We start from the raw sequence: 17,468 nt of genomic DNA, 5'->3' as shown, positions 1-17,468 counted from the left end.
CTGGGTAGTGGCGGTGCCGCCGGCGCCGACTCGATCGGACAGACGCTCGCGTCGGCGCTCGGGATGCCGGTCCGATCGCCGTACGATCGGGCATATGCCAGCAACTCGTCCGTGGGTCTTGCTCGCACTGACCGCCGTGACCGCCGCCGGATGCTTCTCCAACGGCGGCGTCAACGACATACCGCCCGCCTCGCTCATGGGCCGCTCCTTCGTCTCGACCGCGGTGGCGGGCACCCCGATCCCGGGTGGCGGGCCGCTGACCCTGACCTTCGCCGACGGGCGCATCTCGGCCACCTCCGGCTGCAATACCGCCACCGGACCCGTTGACCTGCAAGGCAATACCATCCAGGTGGGTGAGATGGCGACCACGCTCATGGCATGCCCGGGCGATCTCACGGGCGCGGACGGCTGGCAGGACGGCCTGCTGCGCTCCCAGCCGACCTGGACGCTGGCCGGCGACGCGCTCACCCTGAAAGGCAACGGCTCCACCGTCACCATGCTCGACCGCAAGGCCGCCCACCCGGACAAACCGCTGATCGGCACGCCCTGGATCGTGACCGCCCTGCTGCGCCCCGACGCCGAGGTCCACTCGGCCACCCTCGACGAGGTCCGCCCCGCCCTCACCATCACCCCGGACGGCCAGGTTTCGGGCAGCGCGGGCTGCAACACCATGACCGGCACGGCCCAGATCGACGACGACAATGTCACCTTCCAGATCGCGACCACCCGCATGATGTGCGACCCGCAGGTCATGGAGGTCGAGCAGCAGGTGCTGCAAGCACTGGACGGAAAAACCAAGGCCGCCATCGATTCCAACGAACTGACCCTCCGCAACGCCGGCAACGACACCGGATTGAAACTGCGCGCGGAGTGAGAAACGCCTGGGATCGGATCTTTGCCGGATCCGGTGAACCGGCTCGTCCGCCCAGCCGGCCGCCGGGGTGATCGCCGCCGAAAACCGTTGTCGCTCGGCGCTGTCCGGGCGCTAGCGTCCGATTGCATGAACGAGAGATATCTGAATGTGGTGGATGTGGAGGCCACCTGTTGGGAGGGGCACAATCCGCCGGGACAGCAGAACGAGATCATCGAGATCGGGTTGTGCGTCCTCGATACAGTTACCCGCGAGCGGGTGAGCAAGCACAGCATCCTGGTGCGGCCCGAGCATTCGACGGTCAGCGAGTTCTGCACACAACTGACCACACTCACGGCGAACCAGGTGGGGGCGGGAATCGGGTTCGCCGAGGCGTGCGAGTTGCTGCGCACCGAATTTCATGCCGATTCGCGGCCGTGGGCGAGCTGGGGTGACTACGACCGCAAGCAGTTCACCGCGCAGTGCGAGGTGATGGGGGTGCGGTACCCGTTCGGCAGCAGGCACACCAATGCCAAGCTGGCCTTCTCGGTCGCGCGGGACACCAAGCGGCGGTACGGGATGGCGGGGGCATTGCGGCTGGCGGGGCTACCCCTCGAGGGGACTCACCATCGCGGCGGGGACGACGCCTGGAACATCGCCGCGTTGATCGCCGACATGCTGGCGCACGACGCCTGGATGCGCTGAGCGTGGTGGCCGCGTCTTCGGAAGTCCGCAGGCCCACCACCGACATCACCTGGAACACTTCCGAACAGATCACCAATATGGTGGAAATATGCCCGCGGCGGGTCGACGCCCGGCACTCTGGACAGACCGGCCGACAGATCCGATATTGCCGCTGATCGCGCTGTGTCACACCTACGCTGAGGTCCCGGCGAACTCGAAATATGGGAGGGCGTCATCAACGATCGGGAAGCTGAGCTGGATCAGTGGTTTCGCGCGGAGGTGGCCGCGACGACACCGGGAGCGGCTCGCGCGCACCGGGAACCGATCGACGCCGCCACCGGATTGACCGGCGCGCGGTGCCTGGAACTGTTCGATGCCCAGGCCGCGTCCCGGCAGCTGGATCTGGCCGCGCGGCGGCTCACCCGGGAGGGGCACGGGTACTACAGCATCGGTTCGTCGGGGCACGAGGGCAATGTCGCGGTGGCGGCGGCGCTGCGGGTCACCGATCCGGCGCTGCTGCACTATCGGTCCGGCGCGTTCTTCGTGTACCGCGCCCGGCAGGTGCCCGGCCTGGATCCGCTCCGCGATGTGATGCTGGGTGTCGCGGCGGCGGCCGCGGACCCGATTTCCGGTGGGCGGCACAAGGTTTTCGGCAGCAAGCCCGCCCACATCATTCCGCAGACCTCCACCATCGCCTCGCACCTGCCGCGCGCGGTCGGCCTGGCCTTCGCCCTCGACCGGGCCGCGCAGCTGCGCCTGCACACCGAGTGGCCCGAGGATGCGGTGGTGGTGTGCAGCTTCGGCGACGCGTCGGCCAACCATTCGACCGCCGCCGGGGCGATCAATACCGCGATCCACACCGCCCACCAGGGCGTACCGATGCCGATCCTGTTCGTGTGCGAGGACAACGGCCTCGGCATCAGCGTGCCCACTCCGCGCACCTGGATCGAGCAGGCCTACGGATCCCGGCCCGGACTCGCGTACTTCGACGCCGATGGCACGGACCTGCCCGCCGCACTGGCGGCGGCGACCGCGGCCGCGGATCACATACGCGCACAACGGAAACCCGCCTTCCTGCACCTGCGCACCGTACGGCTGCTCGGTCATGCGGGCTCCGATGTGGAATCGGCCTACCGCCGCCCCGCCGACATCGCCGCCGACCTGCGCCGCGACCCGGTGACCGCCACCGCCCGCCTGCTCATCACCACCGGCGTCACCACCCCCGCCGCGATCACCAGGCGCTACGACGAGATCGGCGACCAGGTCGCCAAGGCCGCCGAAGCAGCCTGGCACGAACCGAAATTGCACTCGGCCGCCGAGATCACCGCCCCGCTCGCCCCTGCCCACCCGGCTCTGGTCCGCGCCGACGCCCTGCGCACCGCCGATGTCACACGCCCGACCGCGGCTGCCGTGGACTCGGCCACCGAGACCGCCGGTCCGGCTGCCGCCGCCGAGGACGCGGCAGGTGCGATATCGGCCCCGGCCTCCGTTACGCGACCCTACGCCGCCGCATCCGCGAAACAGGCTGCAGTGCAGGGTATCTCGTCGGCAGCGCCTCTTTCATCGGTTTCCGGCGAGCCGCTCACCCTGGCACAGGCCGTGAATCACACGCTGGCGGAGTTGCTGGCTCGCGATCCGGATGTGCTGGTGTTCGGGGAGGATGTGGGGCGTAAGGGTGGGGTGTACGGGGTGACGAAGGGGTTGCAGCAGAGTTTCGGGGTGCGAAGGGTTTTCGACACGCTGCTCGATGAGCAGAGTGTGCTGGGGACCGCGCTGGGGGCGGGGCTGGCGGGGTTCGTGCCGATTCCGGAGATTCAGTACCTGGCGTATGTGCACAATGCGGAGGATCAGTTGCGGGGGGAGGCGGCGACGCTGTCGTTCTTCTCGGGTGGGCGGTACCGGAATCCGGTGGTGGTGCGGATCGCGGGACTGGCCTACCAGAAGGGGTTCGGTGGGCATTTCCACAATGACAATTCCCTTGCGGCGCTACGGGATATCCCCGGCCTGGTGATCGCAGCGCCGGCCCGGGCCGATGATGCGGCGGCGATGCTGCGCACGTGCCTGTCGGCGGCACGGACGGACGGACGGGTGTGCGTGTTCCTCGAGCCGATCGCGCTCTATCACACCCGCGACCTGTATGGCGCCGGGGACGGCGGCTGGCTGGCGCCGATTTCCGGTGTACGCCATGCCGAGATCGGGCACGCCCGGGTATACGGCACCGGCACGGATCTCACCATCGTGAGCTTCGCCAATGGCGTGCCGATGAGCCTGCGGGCGGCGGAACGGCTGGCCGCGCAGGGGATTCACGCGCGGGTGCTGGACCTGCGCTGGCTGGCGCCGCTGCCGGCGGCGGATCTGCTCGAACATGCGCGCGCTACCGGCCGGGTGCTCGTCGCCGATGAGACCCGCCGCAGCGGAGGCGTTTCCGAAGCGGTGTGCGCGGTGCTGCTGGACGCCGGGTTCGAGGGCCACGTAGCCCGCGTTACCAGTGCCGACAGCTTCGTGCCGCTGGGTCCGGCCGCCGCGGCAGTGCTGCTGGACGAGGCGGCGATCGAGGCCGCCGCCCACACGCTGCTGACCGCTCCGCAGTGACAACAGAGTAAGCCTGCCCGCAGTTTTGCCCTCTACTCTCGTGCCCATTCCACGGGAGGAGATCGGATGCGAGCAGCGCGATCGCGGGTGCCGGCATGAGCGTCGCCGTCTGTCTGCTGCTGTCCGGATTCGCTGTGGCCGTGCTCGCACCCCGGCTGCTGCGCCGACTCAGCACCGAGGGCGCCGCGCCGCGGATCGCGGTGGCAGCCTGACTGACGGCCATGGCCTCGACCGTGCCGGCCTGGACCGTGACGTTGGCGATCATCATCGACCTTGTCACACACCGGATTTCGCTGTTCCCCGTTTGCGCAATCGGACACCCGATACGCCGAACCCGCGGCCGGCGCACGGCAGCACGCCACTACCGGTCGCAGCGGTGGGATTCGAGATGGCGCGCAGACCCTCCGGTCAGCTCAGTTTGGAGCGCGCGAGTTTGCGCAGGGCCGCCCGCAGGCCCTCGGACTCCTCGGCGCTCATCTGCTCCACGAAGTGCGCGAGCACCAGATCCGATCGACCGCCGCTACCCAGCGCCTCACGCATGAGGCGGGCGCTGTACTCCTCGCGGCTCAAGGTGGCCCAGTATCGGTAGGCCTTGCCGACGCGTTCGCGTTCCAGCCAGCCCTTGCGATGCAGATTGTCCATGGTGGACATGACGGTGGTGTAAGCGATGTCGCGCTCGCCGGCCAGCTCGTCGAACAATTCCCGGACCGTCGTCTTGCCGGAGCGGTCCCAGATGCGTTCGATGACGACCGCTTCCAGGTCTCCGAAGCCTCGCGCACTCACGTCTGACGTCTCCTCACCTCACGGCTCGGCCGATTCCGCATCGCGTGTCGGCCTACTGTCCTGGTGCGCACCCGATCGTAGGGTGATCGCCGGTATGGACTCAAGCCGCGCCGGGCGCCGGGGACGCGCCCGCTCATACGTTCTACGTACGTAGACAGTAATATGGTGCACCCGGCGGCCGTCACATGCAACCGGACAGCGGGACAACGCCGGACCGGCATTTCTCACACCCGACAGCCCCCGCTCGCCGACAACGACGCAGCGTCAGTCCGCGATGCGATGCCCCGCATCACGCAGTGCCGCCGACGCCTCCTCCAGCCGATGCGCGGGAACCAGCACCAGATCCGCATGGTAGGTGGAGGCGACGAACACCGGGATCGACGACTCCGCGAGTGGCCCGATCAAAGCGGCCAGCGTGCCGGGCGCGTTCAGGCTGCCCGCGTCGACACCGTAGAAACCCTTCCAGGCCTCACCCTCCGCCCACGCGGGCGCCTCACGAATCACGGTGAGCCCCTCCGGCGCCCGCACCAGGGCGATCCACTCGTCATCCTCCGGGAAAGTGGAATTCGGCAGATGATCCACCGCGAACTGCGACGGGACGATCCGCAAACGCTGGGAGCCGGTCATGGCGATATCGTAGGCGGACGGTCGGACAAATCCGTTGCTCGCACCGCGACAGCCCAGTATTGGTGTCCGCGACTAAAATTCGGATGCCATCCTCCGGCCCGGCCCGTATGGTCGCTGAAATGAGTACCAGCCCAAAGCAAATCGCCGTCGAGAACGAGCGGATCGCCGCCCTCGGCACCTATCGCGCGGCCGACGGAACCCTCGTCGACATCACCGATGCGCTGTCCGAGGCCCGCGCCTGGACCCACTGTTTCGAACCCGGCGAGGAGCTCTACAACCCAGACCTCGGACCGTTCGCCGGACGCCCCGAGGTCACGGCCGAAGGCAGCATGCAGGCCGCGCGCCGGCTACACGAGGAGGGCGGAAAGGCCATCGCCGTCCTCAATTTCGCCTCCGCCCGCAACCCCGGCGGCGGTTACCTCCGCGGTGCGCGCGCCCAGGAGGAAGACCTGTGCCGCAGCGCCCTGCTGTACCGCTGCCTGCTCGAGACGCCCCGCTATTACGAGGCCCATCGCGCATCCGACGACCTGCGCTACAGCCATCGCGTCATCTTCTCCCGCGAGGTCCCGGTCATCCGCGACGACCGCGGTGCGCTCACCGCACACACCTTCACCACCTCGTTCCTGACCTCGCCCGCCCCGAACGCCGGTGCACTGGCGAACCGTTCCGGCCGACGGGTCGATGTCCGCGAGATCCTGATCGCCCGCGCCGAACGGGTGCTCGCCGTCGCCGCCCACGAGCGCGTCAGCGAATTGGTCCTCGGCGCATGGGGATGCGGCGTGTTCCGCAATGACCCGAACGAGGTCGCCGAGGCGTTCGACGAGGCGCTCCAGATCCACGGCGCCGCCTTCGACCGCGTCGTCTTCGCCATTTGGGACCGCTCCCCCGCCTCTGCCAACCGCGCCGCATTCGAAGCCCGCTTCGGCCAAGCGGTTTCCCCCTAGCCGCGACGAAGTCCGAGGGCGGGCACCACCCTTCTCGGCTGCTTGTTCCGAACAGGTTCATCGTCCGGGTGTCGCGGCAGCGGTGCCATATCGACAATCCATGCTCAGATTGCAATATCTACAGACTCAGATAGTCGATTGAGGGCCGGGAGCCCCGCCCCCGCGCTCAGCGGGCCAGACCCGTGCGATGGGCGTAGGCGATGGCCTGGCCACGATCGCGGACGCCGAGCTTGGCGAACAGCGAATTGATGTGCGTTTTCACGGTGCTGACGCCGATGAACAGCTCCTTGGCGATCTCGGAGTTGTTGTGCCCCTGCGCCATCAGCCGCAACACGTCCCGCTCGCGGTCGGTGAGGTCGGCGGGCGGTTCGGGTGGCGCGTCGAGGGCGGAGAGCAGGCGGCGGCCCACATCGGCGGCCAGGGTGGTGTGACCGCTCGCGACGGATCGTATGGCCGCGGCGATTTCCGCGCGACCGGCGTCCTTGGTGAGATAGCCGCGTGCGCCCGCCCGCAGCGCGCCCGCAATGGAGGCGTCATCGGCGTAGGTGGTGAGCACCAGGACCGCCGTCTCGGGATACTGGGCCGTGACGGCGGCGGTCGCGGCCACGCCGTCGATGCCGGGCATGCGCAGGTCCATCAGCACCACACGGGGTTTCACCCGCCGTACCAGCTCGACCGCTTCCGCGCCGTCGCGGGCCTCCCCCACCACCCGCATATCGGGCAGCAGCGACAGCACCGTGGTGAGCCCGTCGCGCACCGTGGTCTGATCGTCGGCCACCACCACCGTGATCACTTCCGCGGCAGCAGGATTCGCACCGTCCACCGATCCTCCTCCTTTCCTGCGGACAGCAGGCCGCCCGCCGCCTCGATCCGCTCCCGCATGCCCAGCAGTCCCGCCCCCGATCCCGTGCTGCCGAGCGGCATCCGGTGCGCGGCAAGCGGATTCGATACCACTGCCTCCAGCGACGCGCCGCTGCCGCGCAGCGTGAGCGTAACCGGTTGCCCGGGTGCGTGTTTGCGCGCATTGGTGAGCGCCTCCTGCACCGCGCGGGTCAGCGCCACCGCCGCCTGCTCGTTCGCCGGATCCACCGTGACATCGAATCGTTCGGTGAGCTGTCCGCCGGCGGCGCGGTGCTCCTCCACCACCCGGCGCAGTTCGGCCGCCGCGTCGAAGCCGCCCGACCGCAGCGTCCCCACCACCCGGCGAGCGTCGGCCAGCCCGGACACCGCCAGCCGATGGGAGGCCTTGACCCGCTCCGCCGCTCGGTCCGTCTCCCCCGCCTCCAGCAGTGCGTCCGCGGCGTCGAGCTGGAGCACCAGACCGCCCAGGGTGTGGGCGAGCACGTCGTGGATGTCGCGGGCGATGCGCCCGCGCTCGGCCAGGGCGGCCGCCCGGTCCCTTTCCTCACGGATGATCCGATTCTGTTCCACCAGCATCCGATTGCGCTCCGCGCCGACCCGGGCCTGGCGGCGACTCCAGCCCGCCAGGCCGACCACGACCACACCGACCAGCAATCCCACCAGCGCCCCCGGACGCGCCCCGTCCACCAGGATGGAGACGCACATCAGCACCGAGGTGGACACCGCGATCGCCAGACCGAACCACACCGGCGCGCTCAGCAGGCCGAGGGCGATGAATACCGTGGCCAGGGCGGTGATTCCGGAGCCGACCGACTGAGCGACGGTCGATCCCCCACCGATGGCCATGACGCACAGGCAGATTCGTTCCCGCCGCCACTGCCGTGCGGGCATCACCACCCACGCCGCCCAGCCCAGCCACGACAGCACCACCAGCGCCGCCACCCACGGCCGATGGAACAGGGCCATACTCGCCGAGGAGGAGACCACGGCGACGAGCCCGACCAGGCGCAGCAGCCTGGACAGGCTCGAGGGTGGGTCGATGATGGACATCGGTCTCAGTGTGCCGCAACCGGGTGCGCCTGCTCGGCACGCCGGGCCAGCACCAGCGCCCGGCCCGCCCGATTGAGCGCAACCACCAGCAGTATCGCCCCGACCGAGGTGACGGCCACCGCGCCGGCCAGGTGCGCGACCACGTCCACCCCGATGCGCGCCACCAGCAGCACCAGCCACAGCAGCGATCCGGCCCACCCGGTCCGCGCCTCCAATCCCGCGGCGGTCCGGCGCACCTGCGACAGCACGCCCATCAGCACGCCGATCCCGACACCCAGCGCCGCAGAAAAGGCCAGCAGTGCCACCGACATCACCCCGAGGCCGCCGCCGGTGACCACGGACTTCATCAGCAGAAACCCCACCAGCCCGAGAATGATCGGTCCCCGCCAGAGCCGATTGGCGTCGAGGACCTGCCATTGGGTCTGCCGGTACATGATCCATCCGATCACCAGCACCGCCACCGCGCCGTCGACCACCGCATTCTGCAAGTTCATGCCTCTACGGTCGCCCCGCGAGCCGCCTCCACCCACCACCCCAGGGTGGAGACCGGGTGGGTTTCCCGCCCCCGCCACCCACATGCCGGTCAGTCGGGCCATACGGGCGGGCGCTTCGCCAGGAAGGCGGCCATTCCCTCACGGGCGCCGGGCAATTGCGAGGCGGCGGCCATGACCTCGCGGGCGAGGGTGTAAGCGTCGGCCTCGGGGCGATCGAGCTGGGCGTAGAGGGTGCGTTTGCCGAGCGCCTTGCTGGCGCGGCTGCCGCGAGTCGCGCGGGCGAGCAGGTCGGCGACGGCGTCGTCGAGGTCGGCGTCGGGTACGGCGTAGTTGATCAGACCCCAGTCGACGGCGGTGCGGGCGTCGATGACGTCGCCGGTGAGGGCCAGCTCCATGAGGCGTTTGCGGCCGATCGAGCGGGCGACCGGGACGGCCGGGGTGTGGCAGAACCAGCCGCCCTTGCCACCGGGGAGGGCGAAGCCCGCGGAGTCAGCGGCGACGGCCAGGTCGCAGGAGGCGACGAGCTGGCAACCGGCCGCGGTGGCCAGCCCGTGCACGCGGGCGATCACCACCTGCGGCACTGTCTCCATGGTGGTCATGACCTGCTGGCACAGGGTGAGCAGGTCGCGCACGCCGAGCAGGTCACGGGCGGCCACATCGGCGAAATCGTGGCCCGCGCTGAACACCGGCCCGGCCGCGGCGAGCACGATGCCGGTGGCGTCGGTGTCGCCCGCGGCGCGGAACGCGGCCAGCAGTTCGGTCAGGTGGTCGGCGGACAGCGCGTTGCGGCGGTCCGGACGGTTCATGGTGACGGTGACGGTGTCGCCGTCGCGCTTCACGAGCAGGTGGCGGTACTCCGCGGTCATGCCATCCACGGTAGTGCGGAGTACCGCCTTTCGCGGGTCACACGGGTGCGGGCGCCGGATTCAGGTGCAGCCACTGCCCGGTCGAGGGAATCCCGTCGGTGTCGACCACGACCACGAGGTACCAGCCGGGCGGGGCCAGCGCCGGGTTCGAGGGCAGCGCGACGGTGAGGGCGCCGGGCGCGGCCGAGGTGATCGGCAGGTCGATCAGCCGCTGGTTGTTGTCGCAGGAGTGGGTGCACGAGGTGGGGTGCAGCAGGCTGGCCTCGCGCACGGCGGTCGTGGTGGTGAGTGTCAGGGTCGCACCGTATTCCGCTGTGCCGCTCGACATCTGGAATTCGGGCCGGGCACCCTTGAACAGGTACGGCGGCCAGAACATCTCGATGCGCAGTTCCTCTGTCTTGCGCAGCGGATTCGATCCGGCGGTCACCACCTTGCCGTCCGGTGTCAGCAGCGCCACCGAGTGGTACAGCCGCGCCACCCGCTCCGGCGCGGTGGGCGACCAGGTTCCGGCGACCGGATCGTAGATCTCGCCGTGCGGCGGTACCGAATCCGCCATCTCCTCCATGCCCGAACCGCCCGCGGCCAGGACCGTGCGGTCCGGCAGGATCACCGCGCACACGTGCATGCGGGCATACGCCATGGCAGGACCGGCCTGGTACGCCGGAGCGGCCGCGCTCAGATCCACGATCCGGGTGTCCGCGGAGGCCATGCCGGGACCGTGCGGGTCGACGCTGCCGCCGCCGATCAGCATGACCCGCTGCGCCTGCGCGGGCGGCAGCAGCACGCTGGTGGACTGGCTGCGCGACTCCGGATCGACGAGCCCCGGCACCTCGGTGACCGCGCCGGTGGCGGTGTCCCAGATCGCGGGGTGCATGCCGTTGTTGGTGCCGAACTGCCCGCCGGTGTAGAACACCCGGTCGTCGGCGAGCAGTATGAGGTGCGCGTACGTCGGAATGGGCCCGGGCACAGGCAGTTTCGACCAGGTCAGTGTGACGGGGTCGAACAACTCGGGCGTCTCGGACAGGAACCCGTCCTCCCCCAGGCCCGAGACCGCCACCACCGCACCATTTTTCAGCGCGGCCAGGGTCGGATACCAGCGCCCGGAGACCATATCGGGCTGCCGGTTCCAGGTCAGCGACTGCGGGTCGAACAGCAACGCGTCGCGCAGCCCGAGGAACGGGTCGTACTGCTCGGTCCCGCCCGCGGCCAGCAGCCGCCCGTCCGGCAGGAACGCCTGCCCGGAACAGAACATGTCGAAGGGCGTCGCGGGCGCGTCCAGCCCCGGATTCGGGTAGTGCCACACCCGCGTGCGGAAGTCGTGGGCGTTCAACCGATCCGGGTCGTTACCGGATCCGGCGAAGAACAGTACATCGCCGGTGTGCAGCAGGGCAGCGTGCACGGGATTGATCTCGGTGCCGAAATCCAGGATGCGCCAGGCGCCCTGGGTGTCCGCGGTGGCCAGATCGGTGTCGAGGTCGAGCACGCGCAGGTATCCGGCATTGCCGCCCTGCGGATGGTCGATGACGCACACCACCAGCTGCGGCAGGCCACCGGCACCGGGCAGCAGGGCGACCGCCGCGCCCTCGTTCTCCCAGAAGCCCCAGTCCGGCACGTGCGACCAGCGGCTCCAGCCGTCGACGCAGTGCCCGGTGCCGTCCAGGCCCCAGCCGATGGTGTAGAGCCCGGCATTGCCGTTCTGCGGGTGATCGATGGTGAAGACGATGAGTTCGGGCCGCCCGTCCCCGTCCAGGTCGGCGACGGTCATGCCCGCGCCCTGGTTCTCCCACCCCCACCAGTCCGGAATCGCCAGCCACGGCGTCCATTCCGCGACGGAGCCGTCCGCGCCGAGGCCTTTGGCGAGGCGGAACTGGCCGCTGTTCTGCCCGACCGGATTGTCGACGGTCATGACGACCAGGACCGGCTGCCCGTCGAGGTGGGTCAGGCAGATGTCGGCGCCCTGGTTCTCCCAGCCGTACCAGTCCGGAATCTGTTGCCACGCAGTCCATCCGCCGGTCACGGTGCCGTCGGGGGCGAGGTCGCGACCGATGCGGTAGTAGCCCTGGTTCTGGCCGACGGGGTTGTCGACGAGGAACACCACCATGTCCGGGCGGCCGTTGCCGTTCAGGTCGGCGATGGCGATGCCCGCGCCCTGGTTCTCCCAGCCCCACCAGTCGGGCACCTGTAGCCAGGGGCCCCACTCGCGGACGGTGCCGTCAGCGGCCAGGGCGTGGCCGACTCGATAGTTTCCGGTGTTCTGACCTGGCGGATTGTCGACCATGAGGACCACCGCGTCGAGGGTGCCGTCGCCGCTCAGATCGACGACGGCGAGACCGCAATCCTGGTTGTCCTGTGAGAACCAGTCCGGGATGGGAACGAATTGTCCTGCCACACAAGCAATCATGGCGGCCTGGGGCGATTTCGGCATCCCGTGTCCGATGTCCGGATAGTCCGGATGCCCATTCGCGCCAGGTTACGGAAAACGCACCCCGGCGACCCGGGCACCCATTACTCTCCGAAACGCTCTCGTTTCACACCCTTGAGGACACATCATGAGAAAGACAGTCTGGGCCAACGGCCTCGCACTCACCGCGGCAGCCATCCTGGCCTCCACCGGCACCGCCAATGCCGTCGGCACCAGCATGAGCACCGATGCCACCTTCAAGGTCGGCGTCGACATCCAACCCGGTGTCTATAAGACCACGACGGCCGCCACCGTGTGCGCCTGGGCGCGGCTGTCGGCCATCACCCCCGACGCCAGCGCCACCATCCAGGCCGGCGGCGCGGTCAACGGCACCGTCACCGTCGAGATCAAGCCCACCGACGTCGCCTTCTTCACCAGCGGCTGCGGCACCTGGACCCTGCAGACCACCACCACGAACACCGGCTCCTCGGGCCTGTCGAATCTGATCAGCGGCAGCGCGAGCGGCAGCAGCCTGCTCTCGACCGGCTCCGCCTCCGCCTCCAGCTAGCCGATCCGGCATCGGTGAGCCGTCTACCCGGAGGTGGCGGGTTCATCGGGCCGGGAGGGCCGGGCAATCCGCAGTGCCCGCCCCTCGCGGTGACTCAGCAGTCGCAGCAGGTTTCCTCACAGCAGCAACAGGATTCCTCACAACAGCAGCATCCCTCGCCGCAGCAGACGCAGCCCTCACAGCACGGCAGGCAGAAGCCACCGCGGCGCCGCGGGGCGGGACCGTAGTAGCCGGGACCCGGGCCGTAGCCCGGAGGCGGGCCGTAGCCGGGCGGCGGCGGACCCCACGGGCCCGGCCCCGGACCACGGCGACGCCGGCGGCTCAGCGGCGCGGTGGCCGCACCGTGATTCGCGCAGGTGTGCGCGGGACCGCCGAAGGTCCTTGTCACCGACCGGTTCAGCTCGTGCTTCAGCAGCTTGTGAATCAGCCGTCCATCGGTGAATTCCACGTCGGCCAAGGCCAATTCGATACCCAGCAGAGCATCGGTGCACAATCGGTGCGCCTCGGTAACCTCGGTTCCCGTGGCGGCCAGTGGATTCCACTTTCCGTGCGCGAGATCCTCATCCAGGTCCTCGACGGCATCCACGAGATGCGCTATGCGGCCGAACAATCGGCCGACCTCCGACAGCGCTGCCTGGTTTCCCGGGCGTCCCGCCAGGACGGCGGTGTGGCCGAAGGCCGCGGCGGTCGCGGTCTCGGTGGGTTCGGTGACCTCCAGCAGCGGGGTGCCCATCGCGGCCGCGGCCTCCACCTCGCCCTGCCGGTCCACCGCGGTGACCAGCACGCCGGTGTCGAAACCGAGTCCGGCGCCGGTGGATTCGCCCTGCCGGGCCCAGCGCTGGGCGATGCGCCGGGCGGCGGGCCGGAATCCGGCCGCGCCCGCCACGCCGTCGTGATCGGCCACGTGATCGCGCACCTTGGCGGCGGCCAGCACCAGCGAGACCGTGGCGGCCAGCCGGACGCAGTCGCCGGTGGCGACGTCGGCGCGCTTCATGCCGCGCAGCGGGCAGGGCCCGGCCGCGCGGCGGGTGGGCGGCGCCGTGGACTGCGCCTCCACCAGGGCCGAGACGATCAGCCCGTCGTAATTGGTTGCCATGCGGGCGCTCTGACCATGGTCGTCACGCAGTGCCAGACAGAGTCCGCACAGTTGCGCCAGCCAGGCCCGCCCGAGTTCCTCGCCCAGCCGATGACGGCAGGGCCTGATGATGCCGAACACACCATCGACGGTAACCGCTCACGCGGCATTCGTCGCCCCGAATCGAGATCACCCCCGAAATGGACGGCATGGATCGAATCTCACTGGGCGGCAAGGACGGCGAACTCCTCGGCCAGCGGAACCGGGCGTGCCGACGACCACGCCAGGCTCACCTGCAGCGGCGCGAGGTCGGGAACCGGGACGTAGGCGATGTCCGGGCGGGTATAGAAGGTCACCACCGACAGCGGCAGGAACATGATGCCCCAGCCCGCGGCGACGTGCTCGAGCTTCTCCTCCACACTGTGGAAGACCGGGACGGCGGGGCGATCGGTGCGCAATTCGGTTGCCACCGCACTCCATTCGGGGACCATGTCCGGGTCCTGGAGCAGGTGCTCGTCGGCGAGATCGCCGACGACGACCGCGTCCTTGCCCGCGAGGCGATGGTCGGCGGGCAGCACCACGACCCGGGGCTCGGTGTAGAGCGGGCGCACGACGAGACCGTGCGGGTCCACCGGCAGCCGCACCACGCTGACGTCGACGCGGCCGTCATGGATCACCTCGACCTGGTCGAACCAGCCGGTGCGTACCAGATCGACGGTGAGGCCGGGGTGACGCTCGGTGAGCGTCCGCACCGCGGCGGTCACGATGAGACCGGGCATGAAGCCGACGGTGAAACGCTGCGTCCCCTCGACGGCCCGAATCACCCGGCGCTGCAAGGCTTCCGCGGCGGCGAGTAGCGGTCTGGCGTCGGCCAGCAGTTGCTCCCCCGCCGCCGTCAGCGCGGTCCCGCGGCGATCGCGGGCGAACAGCTGCGCGCCCAGTTCCTCCTCGAGCGCGCGAATCTGGCGAGACAGCACCGGTTGCGCGATGAAGAGCTGCTCGGCCGCGCGGCCGAAATGCAGGTGTTCGGCCACCGCCACGAAGTAACGCAGCTTGCGCAGATCGACATCACTCATGATGCCTTCAGGGTATTACAGGCGGCGGTATAGGTCTTGGACGGGAGAGGGTCGCGAAACCCAAGGTGGAGAGGCACACACGCAGACTTCCCCGAAAGGAAATCCGATGTCTCTCGACGGACAGCACGTCGTCATCCTGGGCGGCACCTCCGGAATCGGCTACGCCGTCGCCGCCGCGACCGCCGCACAGGGCGCGAAGGTCACCGTCGTCTCCAGCCGCCAGGAGAACGTGGACCGCGCGGTGGCCGAACTCCCGGCCGGCGTCACCGGCGTGGTCGCGGACCTCAACGACACCAACCGGATTCGAGCGCTGTTCGATGAACTCGGCGCGCTCGACCACCTCGTCTACACCGCCGGCGAGCCGCTGCTGCTCTCCCCGCTGGCCGATCTGGATCTCGACGCCGCGCGGAAGTTCTTCGAGCTGCGGTACTTCGGCGTATTGGCCGCGGTGCAGGCGGCCGCGCCGCGGCTGCGGGCCGACGGGTCGATCACCCTGACCAGCGGTACCGCCGGGCCGCGCCCCGTTCCGGGTTCAACGGTCACCTCCAGCGTGTGCGGCGCGATCGAGACCCTGACCCGGGCGCTGGCGGTGGAACTGGCGCCGATCCGGGTGAACGCGGTCATGCCCGGTGTGGTCCGGTCGCCGCTGTGGAACTTCCCCGAGGAGCTGCGCGAGCAGTTCTATGCCGACACCGCGGCCGCGACGCCGTTGCGCCGCATCGCGGAAGTGGACGATATCGCGCAGGCCTTCGTCTTCTTCCTCACCCAGCCCCACGCCACCGGCACCGTCCTGCCCCTCGACGGCGGCGCGGTCCTGGCCTGACCCGGAAGTCGGTGGCGCACCGCCGCGGGACCGGACGGATCCCCCAGCGGTGCGCCGGTCGGCACCGGGACTACCGGCCTGCCGCGTGGCGGGCCGCCAGGTAACCGAAGACCACAGCGGGGCCGATGGTCGCGCCGGGACCGGCGTAGGTGTGGCCCATGACCGGAGCGCTCGCATTGCCGGCCGCGTACAGGCCCTCGATCACCGAACCGTCCGCCCGCAGCACCCGGCCGTCGACATCGGCGCTCAGGCCGCCCTTGGTGCCGAGGTCGCCCGGTACCAGTTTCGCCGCGTAGAACGGACCCGTCTCCAGCGCACCGAGATTCGGGTTCGGACGGTTGCGCGGGTCGCCGTAGTAGTTGTCGTAGGCGCTGTCACCGCGGCCGAAGTCGGGATCGGTACCGGCGGCGGCGAATTCGTTGAAACGGGTCACGGTGGCCCGGAGCTTCTCGACCGGGACACCGATCTTCTCGGCGAGTTCGGGGAGCGAGTCGGCGCGGGTGAGCGCGCCCGACTTGAACCAGCGGCCGGGCAGGGGCTGACGCGGCAGGACACCCGCGAACTGGTAGCGGTTGCGGTAGCGCTGGTCGAAAATCAGCCAGGCGGGCAGGTTTTCGCCCGGACCCGCACCCTGCCCGTGCTCGCCGCCGTACATGCGGTGGGTGGCCTCGACATAGGGCAGGCATTCGTTCATGAACCGCTCGCCGCGGTCGTTGACGACGATACTGCCCGGCAGATTGCGCTCGGCAAGGCAGAACCAGGCCACCCGGGGCAGCGGAATGGACGGACCCCACCAGGCGTCGGCCATGAATTCCACCGCGCCACCGGCATTCTCGCCCGCGCGAATGCCGTCTCCGGTATTGGCCTGCGCGCCGACGGTCCAGTCGGTGCCGATCGGCTCGCGCTGGTACTGCTTGCGCATCGCCTCGTTGTGCTCGAAGCCGCCGGATGCGATGACCACGCCCCGGCGGGCGGTGAGCACCTGCTCGCGCCCGTCCCGGCGCACCACCGCGCCCGTGACCCGGCCGTCCTCGGTGCGCAGGTCCACCAGCGGAGTGTCCAGCCACAGCGGCACATTCGCCTCCAGCAGACCCGCGCGCAGCATGGCGCTCAAGGCCTGGCCGCGGGTCAGGACGCGCCGGCGCAGCACGGCCGCCGCCAGCCACCGCCCGGCGACGTGCACGGCCGCCAGCGGACTGCGCGGATTGCGCAGGCCCAGATGCAGCTGCCGGAACTCGGCCTGGGTGAGCACAACGTTCTTCGGCGCCTTCACGTAATCGGGCTCCAGCGTGTCCAATTCGGCACCGAGTCCGGTGGCGTTGTAGGGCACGGGCTCGATGGAGCGGCCGTGGCCGCGTCCACCGGGCGCCTCCGGGTAGTAGTCGGAATAGCCCGGCACCCATCGCATGCGCAGCGGCGCGTGCGCGGCCAGGAAGTCGAAGGCCTCCGGCCCGCGATCGAGGAAGGTGTCGATCCGCTCCGGCGGCACCCCGGGACCGACGATGTGCTTCAAATAGGCTCGTGCGGCCTCGGGGTCATCGGCGGGCGCGTCGCGGCGCAGCACAGCATTACCCGGAATCCACACTCCGCCGCCGGATCTCGCGGTGGATCCGCCCCATGCCCGCGCCTTCTCGACGATCACCGTGGACAGTCCGTGGTGGGCGGCCGTCAACGCCGCGGCCATACCCGCCGCCCCCGACCCCACGACGATCAGATCGAATATCTCGTCAGTTGCCCTGTCCTGCTGCATGTTTCCTCTATCTTCGTGTTCTGT

16 protein-coding genes are annotated in these 17,468 nt (G+C 69.7%); 6 read left to right on the top strand and 10 right to left on the bottom strand.

The genetic code is table 11. The features are described from left to right. Positions 1 to 94 precede the first annotated feature (94 nt). The 3 genes from ACIRRA_RS10095 to ACIRRA_RS10085 all read left to right on the top strand — a co-directional run bounded on the left by ACIRRA_RS10095 (position 95) and on the right by ACIRRA_RS10085 (position 4,126). On the top strand, positions 95 to 874 hold the full coding sequence (locus ACIRRA_RS10095) for an META domain-containing protein (RefSeq protein ID WP_402765604.1): 780 nt from the start codon (positions 95 to 97) through the stop codon (positions 872 to 874). Positions 875 to 1,000: 126 nt separating this feature from the next. Then, on the top strand, positions 1,001 to 1,555 hold the full coding sequence (locus tag ACIRRA_RS10090; RefSeq protein ID WP_402765602.1) for an exonuclease domain-containing protein: 555 nt from the start codon (positions 1,001 to 1,003) through the stop codon (positions 1,553 to 1,555). Positions 1,556 to 1,813: 258 nt separating this feature from the next. Beyond that, entirely contained in the window at positions 1,814 to 4,126 is a 2,313-nt protein-coding gene (locus ACIRRA_RS10085; protein WP_402765599.1) for a thiamine pyrophosphate-dependent enzyme, read from the top strand. A gap of 408 nt (positions 4,127 to 4,534) precedes the next feature. Here the strand turns inward: ACIRRA_RS10085 and ACIRRA_RS10080 are convergent, their stop codons facing one another. Next, complete coding sequence (locus ACIRRA_RS10080) at positions 4,535 to 4,909, bottom strand: BlaI/MecI/CopY family transcriptional regulator (protein WP_402765596.1); 375 nt, start codon at positions 4,907 to 4,909, stop codon at positions 4,535 to 4,537. A gap of 264 nt (positions 4,910 to 5,173) precedes the next feature. Continuing rightward, a complete protein-coding gene (locus ACIRRA_RS10075) occupies positions 5,174 to 5,536 on the bottom strand; it encodes an ACT domain-containing protein (RefSeq protein WP_402765594.1) in 363 nt (120 codons plus the stop codon). A gap of 119 nt (positions 5,537 to 5,655) precedes the next feature. Here ACIRRA_RS10075 and ACIRRA_RS10070 point away from each other — a divergent pair, with 119 nt between their 5' ends. Next, positions 5,656 to 6,480, top strand: coding sequence for a TIGR02452 family protein (locus tag ACIRRA_RS10070; protein WP_402765592.1), 825 nt, complete (start codon positions 5,656 to 5,658; stop codon positions 6,478 to 6,480). A 166-nt stretch (positions 6,481 to 6,646) separates the two neighbouring features. On the opposite strand, the gene ACIRRA_RS10065 is transcribed toward ACIRRA_RS10070, so the two are convergent. The 5 genes from ACIRRA_RS10065 to ACIRRA_RS10045 form a co-directional block, all read right to left on the bottom strand. Then, positions 6,647 to 7,303 (bottom strand): response regulator, encoded by a 657-nt coding sequence (locus ACIRRA_RS10065; RefSeq protein WP_402765589.1) that lies wholly within the window; start codon positions 7,301 to 7,303, stop codon positions 6,647 to 6,649. Then, positions 7,270 to 8,391, bottom strand: coding sequence for a sensor histidine kinase (locus ACIRRA_RS10060; protein WP_402765587.1), 1,122 nt, complete (start codon positions 8,389 to 8,391; stop codon positions 7,270 to 7,272). Before ACIRRA_RS10060 ends, ACIRRA_RS10065 begins: the two co-directional genes overlap by 34 nt. 5 nt (positions 8,392 to 8,396) lie before the next feature. Beyond that, positions 8,397 to 8,885, bottom strand: coding sequence for a hypothetical protein (locus tag ACIRRA_RS10055; RefSeq protein ID WP_402765584.1), 489 nt, complete (start codon positions 8,883 to 8,885; stop codon positions 8,397 to 8,399). Between the two features lie 89 nt (positions 8,886 to 8,974). Further along, entirely contained in the window at positions 8,975 to 9,751 is a 777-nt protein-coding gene (locus ACIRRA_RS10050) for an enoyl-CoA hydratase-related protein (protein ID WP_402765581.1), read from the bottom strand. A gap of 37 nt (positions 9,752 to 9,788) precedes the next feature. Next, positions 9,789 to 12,140: a galactose oxidase-like domain-containing protein gene (locus tag ACIRRA_RS10045; protein WP_402765578.1), complete on the bottom strand. Its 2,352-nt coding sequence runs from the start codon at positions 12,138 to 12,140 to the stop codon at positions 9,789 to 9,791. Positions 12,141 to 12,300: 160 nt separating this feature from the next. Between ACIRRA_RS10045 and ACIRRA_RS10040 the strand changes: the two genes are divergently transcribed. Beyond that, positions 12,301 to 12,720 carry a hypothetical protein gene (locus tag ACIRRA_RS10040; RefSeq protein WP_357003256.1) on the top strand — a complete coding sequence of 140 codons (420 nt, stop codon included), beginning with the start codon at positions 12,301 to 12,303 and terminating at the stop codon, positions 12,718 to 12,720. Positions 12,721 to 12,814: 94 nt separating this feature from the next. Here the strand turns inward: ACIRRA_RS10040 and ACIRRA_RS10035 are convergent, their stop codons facing one another. Together ACIRRA_RS10035 and ACIRRA_RS10030 are read right to left on the bottom strand one after the other, a co-directional pair. Further along, a complete protein-coding gene (locus tag ACIRRA_RS10035; protein ID WP_402765575.1) occupies positions 12,815 to 13,936 on the bottom strand; it encodes a DUF5685 family protein in 1,122 nt (373 codons plus the stop codon). Positions 13,937 to 14,016: 80 nt separating this feature from the next. Next, positions 14,017 to 14,871 (bottom strand): LysR family transcriptional regulator, encoded by an 855-nt coding sequence (locus ACIRRA_RS10030; protein WP_402765572.1) that lies wholly within the window; start codon positions 14,869 to 14,871, stop codon positions 14,017 to 14,019. A 106-nt stretch (positions 14,872 to 14,977) separates the two neighbouring features. On the opposite strand from ACIRRA_RS10030, the gene ACIRRA_RS10025 reads away from it, so the two are divergent. Continuing rightward, positions 14,978 to 15,694 carry an SDR family oxidoreductase gene (locus ACIRRA_RS10025; RefSeq protein ID WP_402765569.1) on the top strand — a complete coding sequence of 239 codons (717 nt, stop codon included), beginning with the start codon at positions 14,978 to 14,980 and terminating at the stop codon, positions 15,692 to 15,694. 70 nt (positions 15,695 to 15,764) lie between these two features. Here ACIRRA_RS10025 and kstD read toward each other — a convergent pair whose 3' ends face one another. Further along, positions 15,765 to 17,444, bottom strand: a complete 1,680-nt coding sequence (gene kstD, locus ACIRRA_RS10020; protein ID WP_402765567.1) for a 3-oxosteroid 1-dehydrogenase — start codon at positions 17,442 to 17,444, stop codon at positions 15,765 to 15,767. Positions 17,445 to 17,468: the final 24 nt, after the last annotated feature.

The organism is Nocardia sp. NPDC101769 (assembly GCF_044766925.1).
Lineage (GTDB): Bacteria > Actinomycetota > Actinomycetes > Mycobacteriales > Mycobacteriaceae > Nocardia.
This window is presented reverse-complemented; position numbering and strand designations above follow the sequence as displayed.

What these genes read in the sequence shown, in the direction of transcription:
- ACIRRA_RS10090 (WP_402765602.1), top strand. Translation starts at nt 1,001, where the DNA reads ATGAACGAGAGATATCTGAATGTGGTGGATGTGGAGGCCACCTGTTGG.
- kstD (WP_402765567.1), bottom strand. Translation starts at nt 17,444, where the DNA reads ATGCAGCAGGACAGGGCAACTGACGAGATATTCGATCTGATCGTCGTG.
- ACIRRA_RS10075 (WP_402765594.1), bottom strand. Translation starts at nt 5,536, where the DNA reads ATGACCGGCTCCCAGCGTTTGCGGATCGTCCCGTCGCAGTTCGCGGTG.
- ACIRRA_RS10070 (WP_402765592.1), top strand. Translation starts at nt 5,656, where the DNA reads ATGAGTACCAGCCCAAAGCAAATCGCCGTCGAGAACGAGCGGATCGCC.
- ACIRRA_RS10025 (WP_402765569.1), top strand. Translation starts at nt 14,978, where the DNA reads ATGTCTCTCGACGGACAGCACGTCGTCATCCTGGGCGGCACCTCCGGA.
- ACIRRA_RS10055 (WP_402765584.1), bottom strand. Translation starts at nt 8,885, where the DNA reads ATGAACTTGCAGAATGCGGTGGTCGACGGCGCGGTGGCGGTGCTGGTG.
- ACIRRA_RS10040 (WP_357003256.1), top strand. Translation starts at nt 12,301, where the DNA reads ATGAGAAAGACAGTCTGGGCCAACGGCCTCGCACTCACCGCGGCAGCC.
- ACIRRA_RS10060 (WP_402765587.1), bottom strand. Translation starts at nt 8,391, where the DNA reads ATGTCCATCATCGACCCACCCTCGAGCCTGTCCAGGCTGCTGCGCCTG.
- ACIRRA_RS10030 (WP_402765572.1), bottom strand. Translation starts at nt 14,871, where the DNA reads ATGAGTGATGTCGATCTGCGCAAGCTGCGTTACTTCGTGGCGGTGGCC.
- ACIRRA_RS10095 (WP_402765604.1), top strand. Translation starts at nt 95, where the DNA reads ATGCCAGCAACTCGTCCGTGGGTCTTGCTCGCACTGACCGCCGTGACC.
- ACIRRA_RS10050 (WP_402765581.1), bottom strand. Translation starts at nt 9,751, where the DNA reads ATGACCGCGGAGTACCGCCACCTGCTCGTGAAGCGCGACGGCGACACC.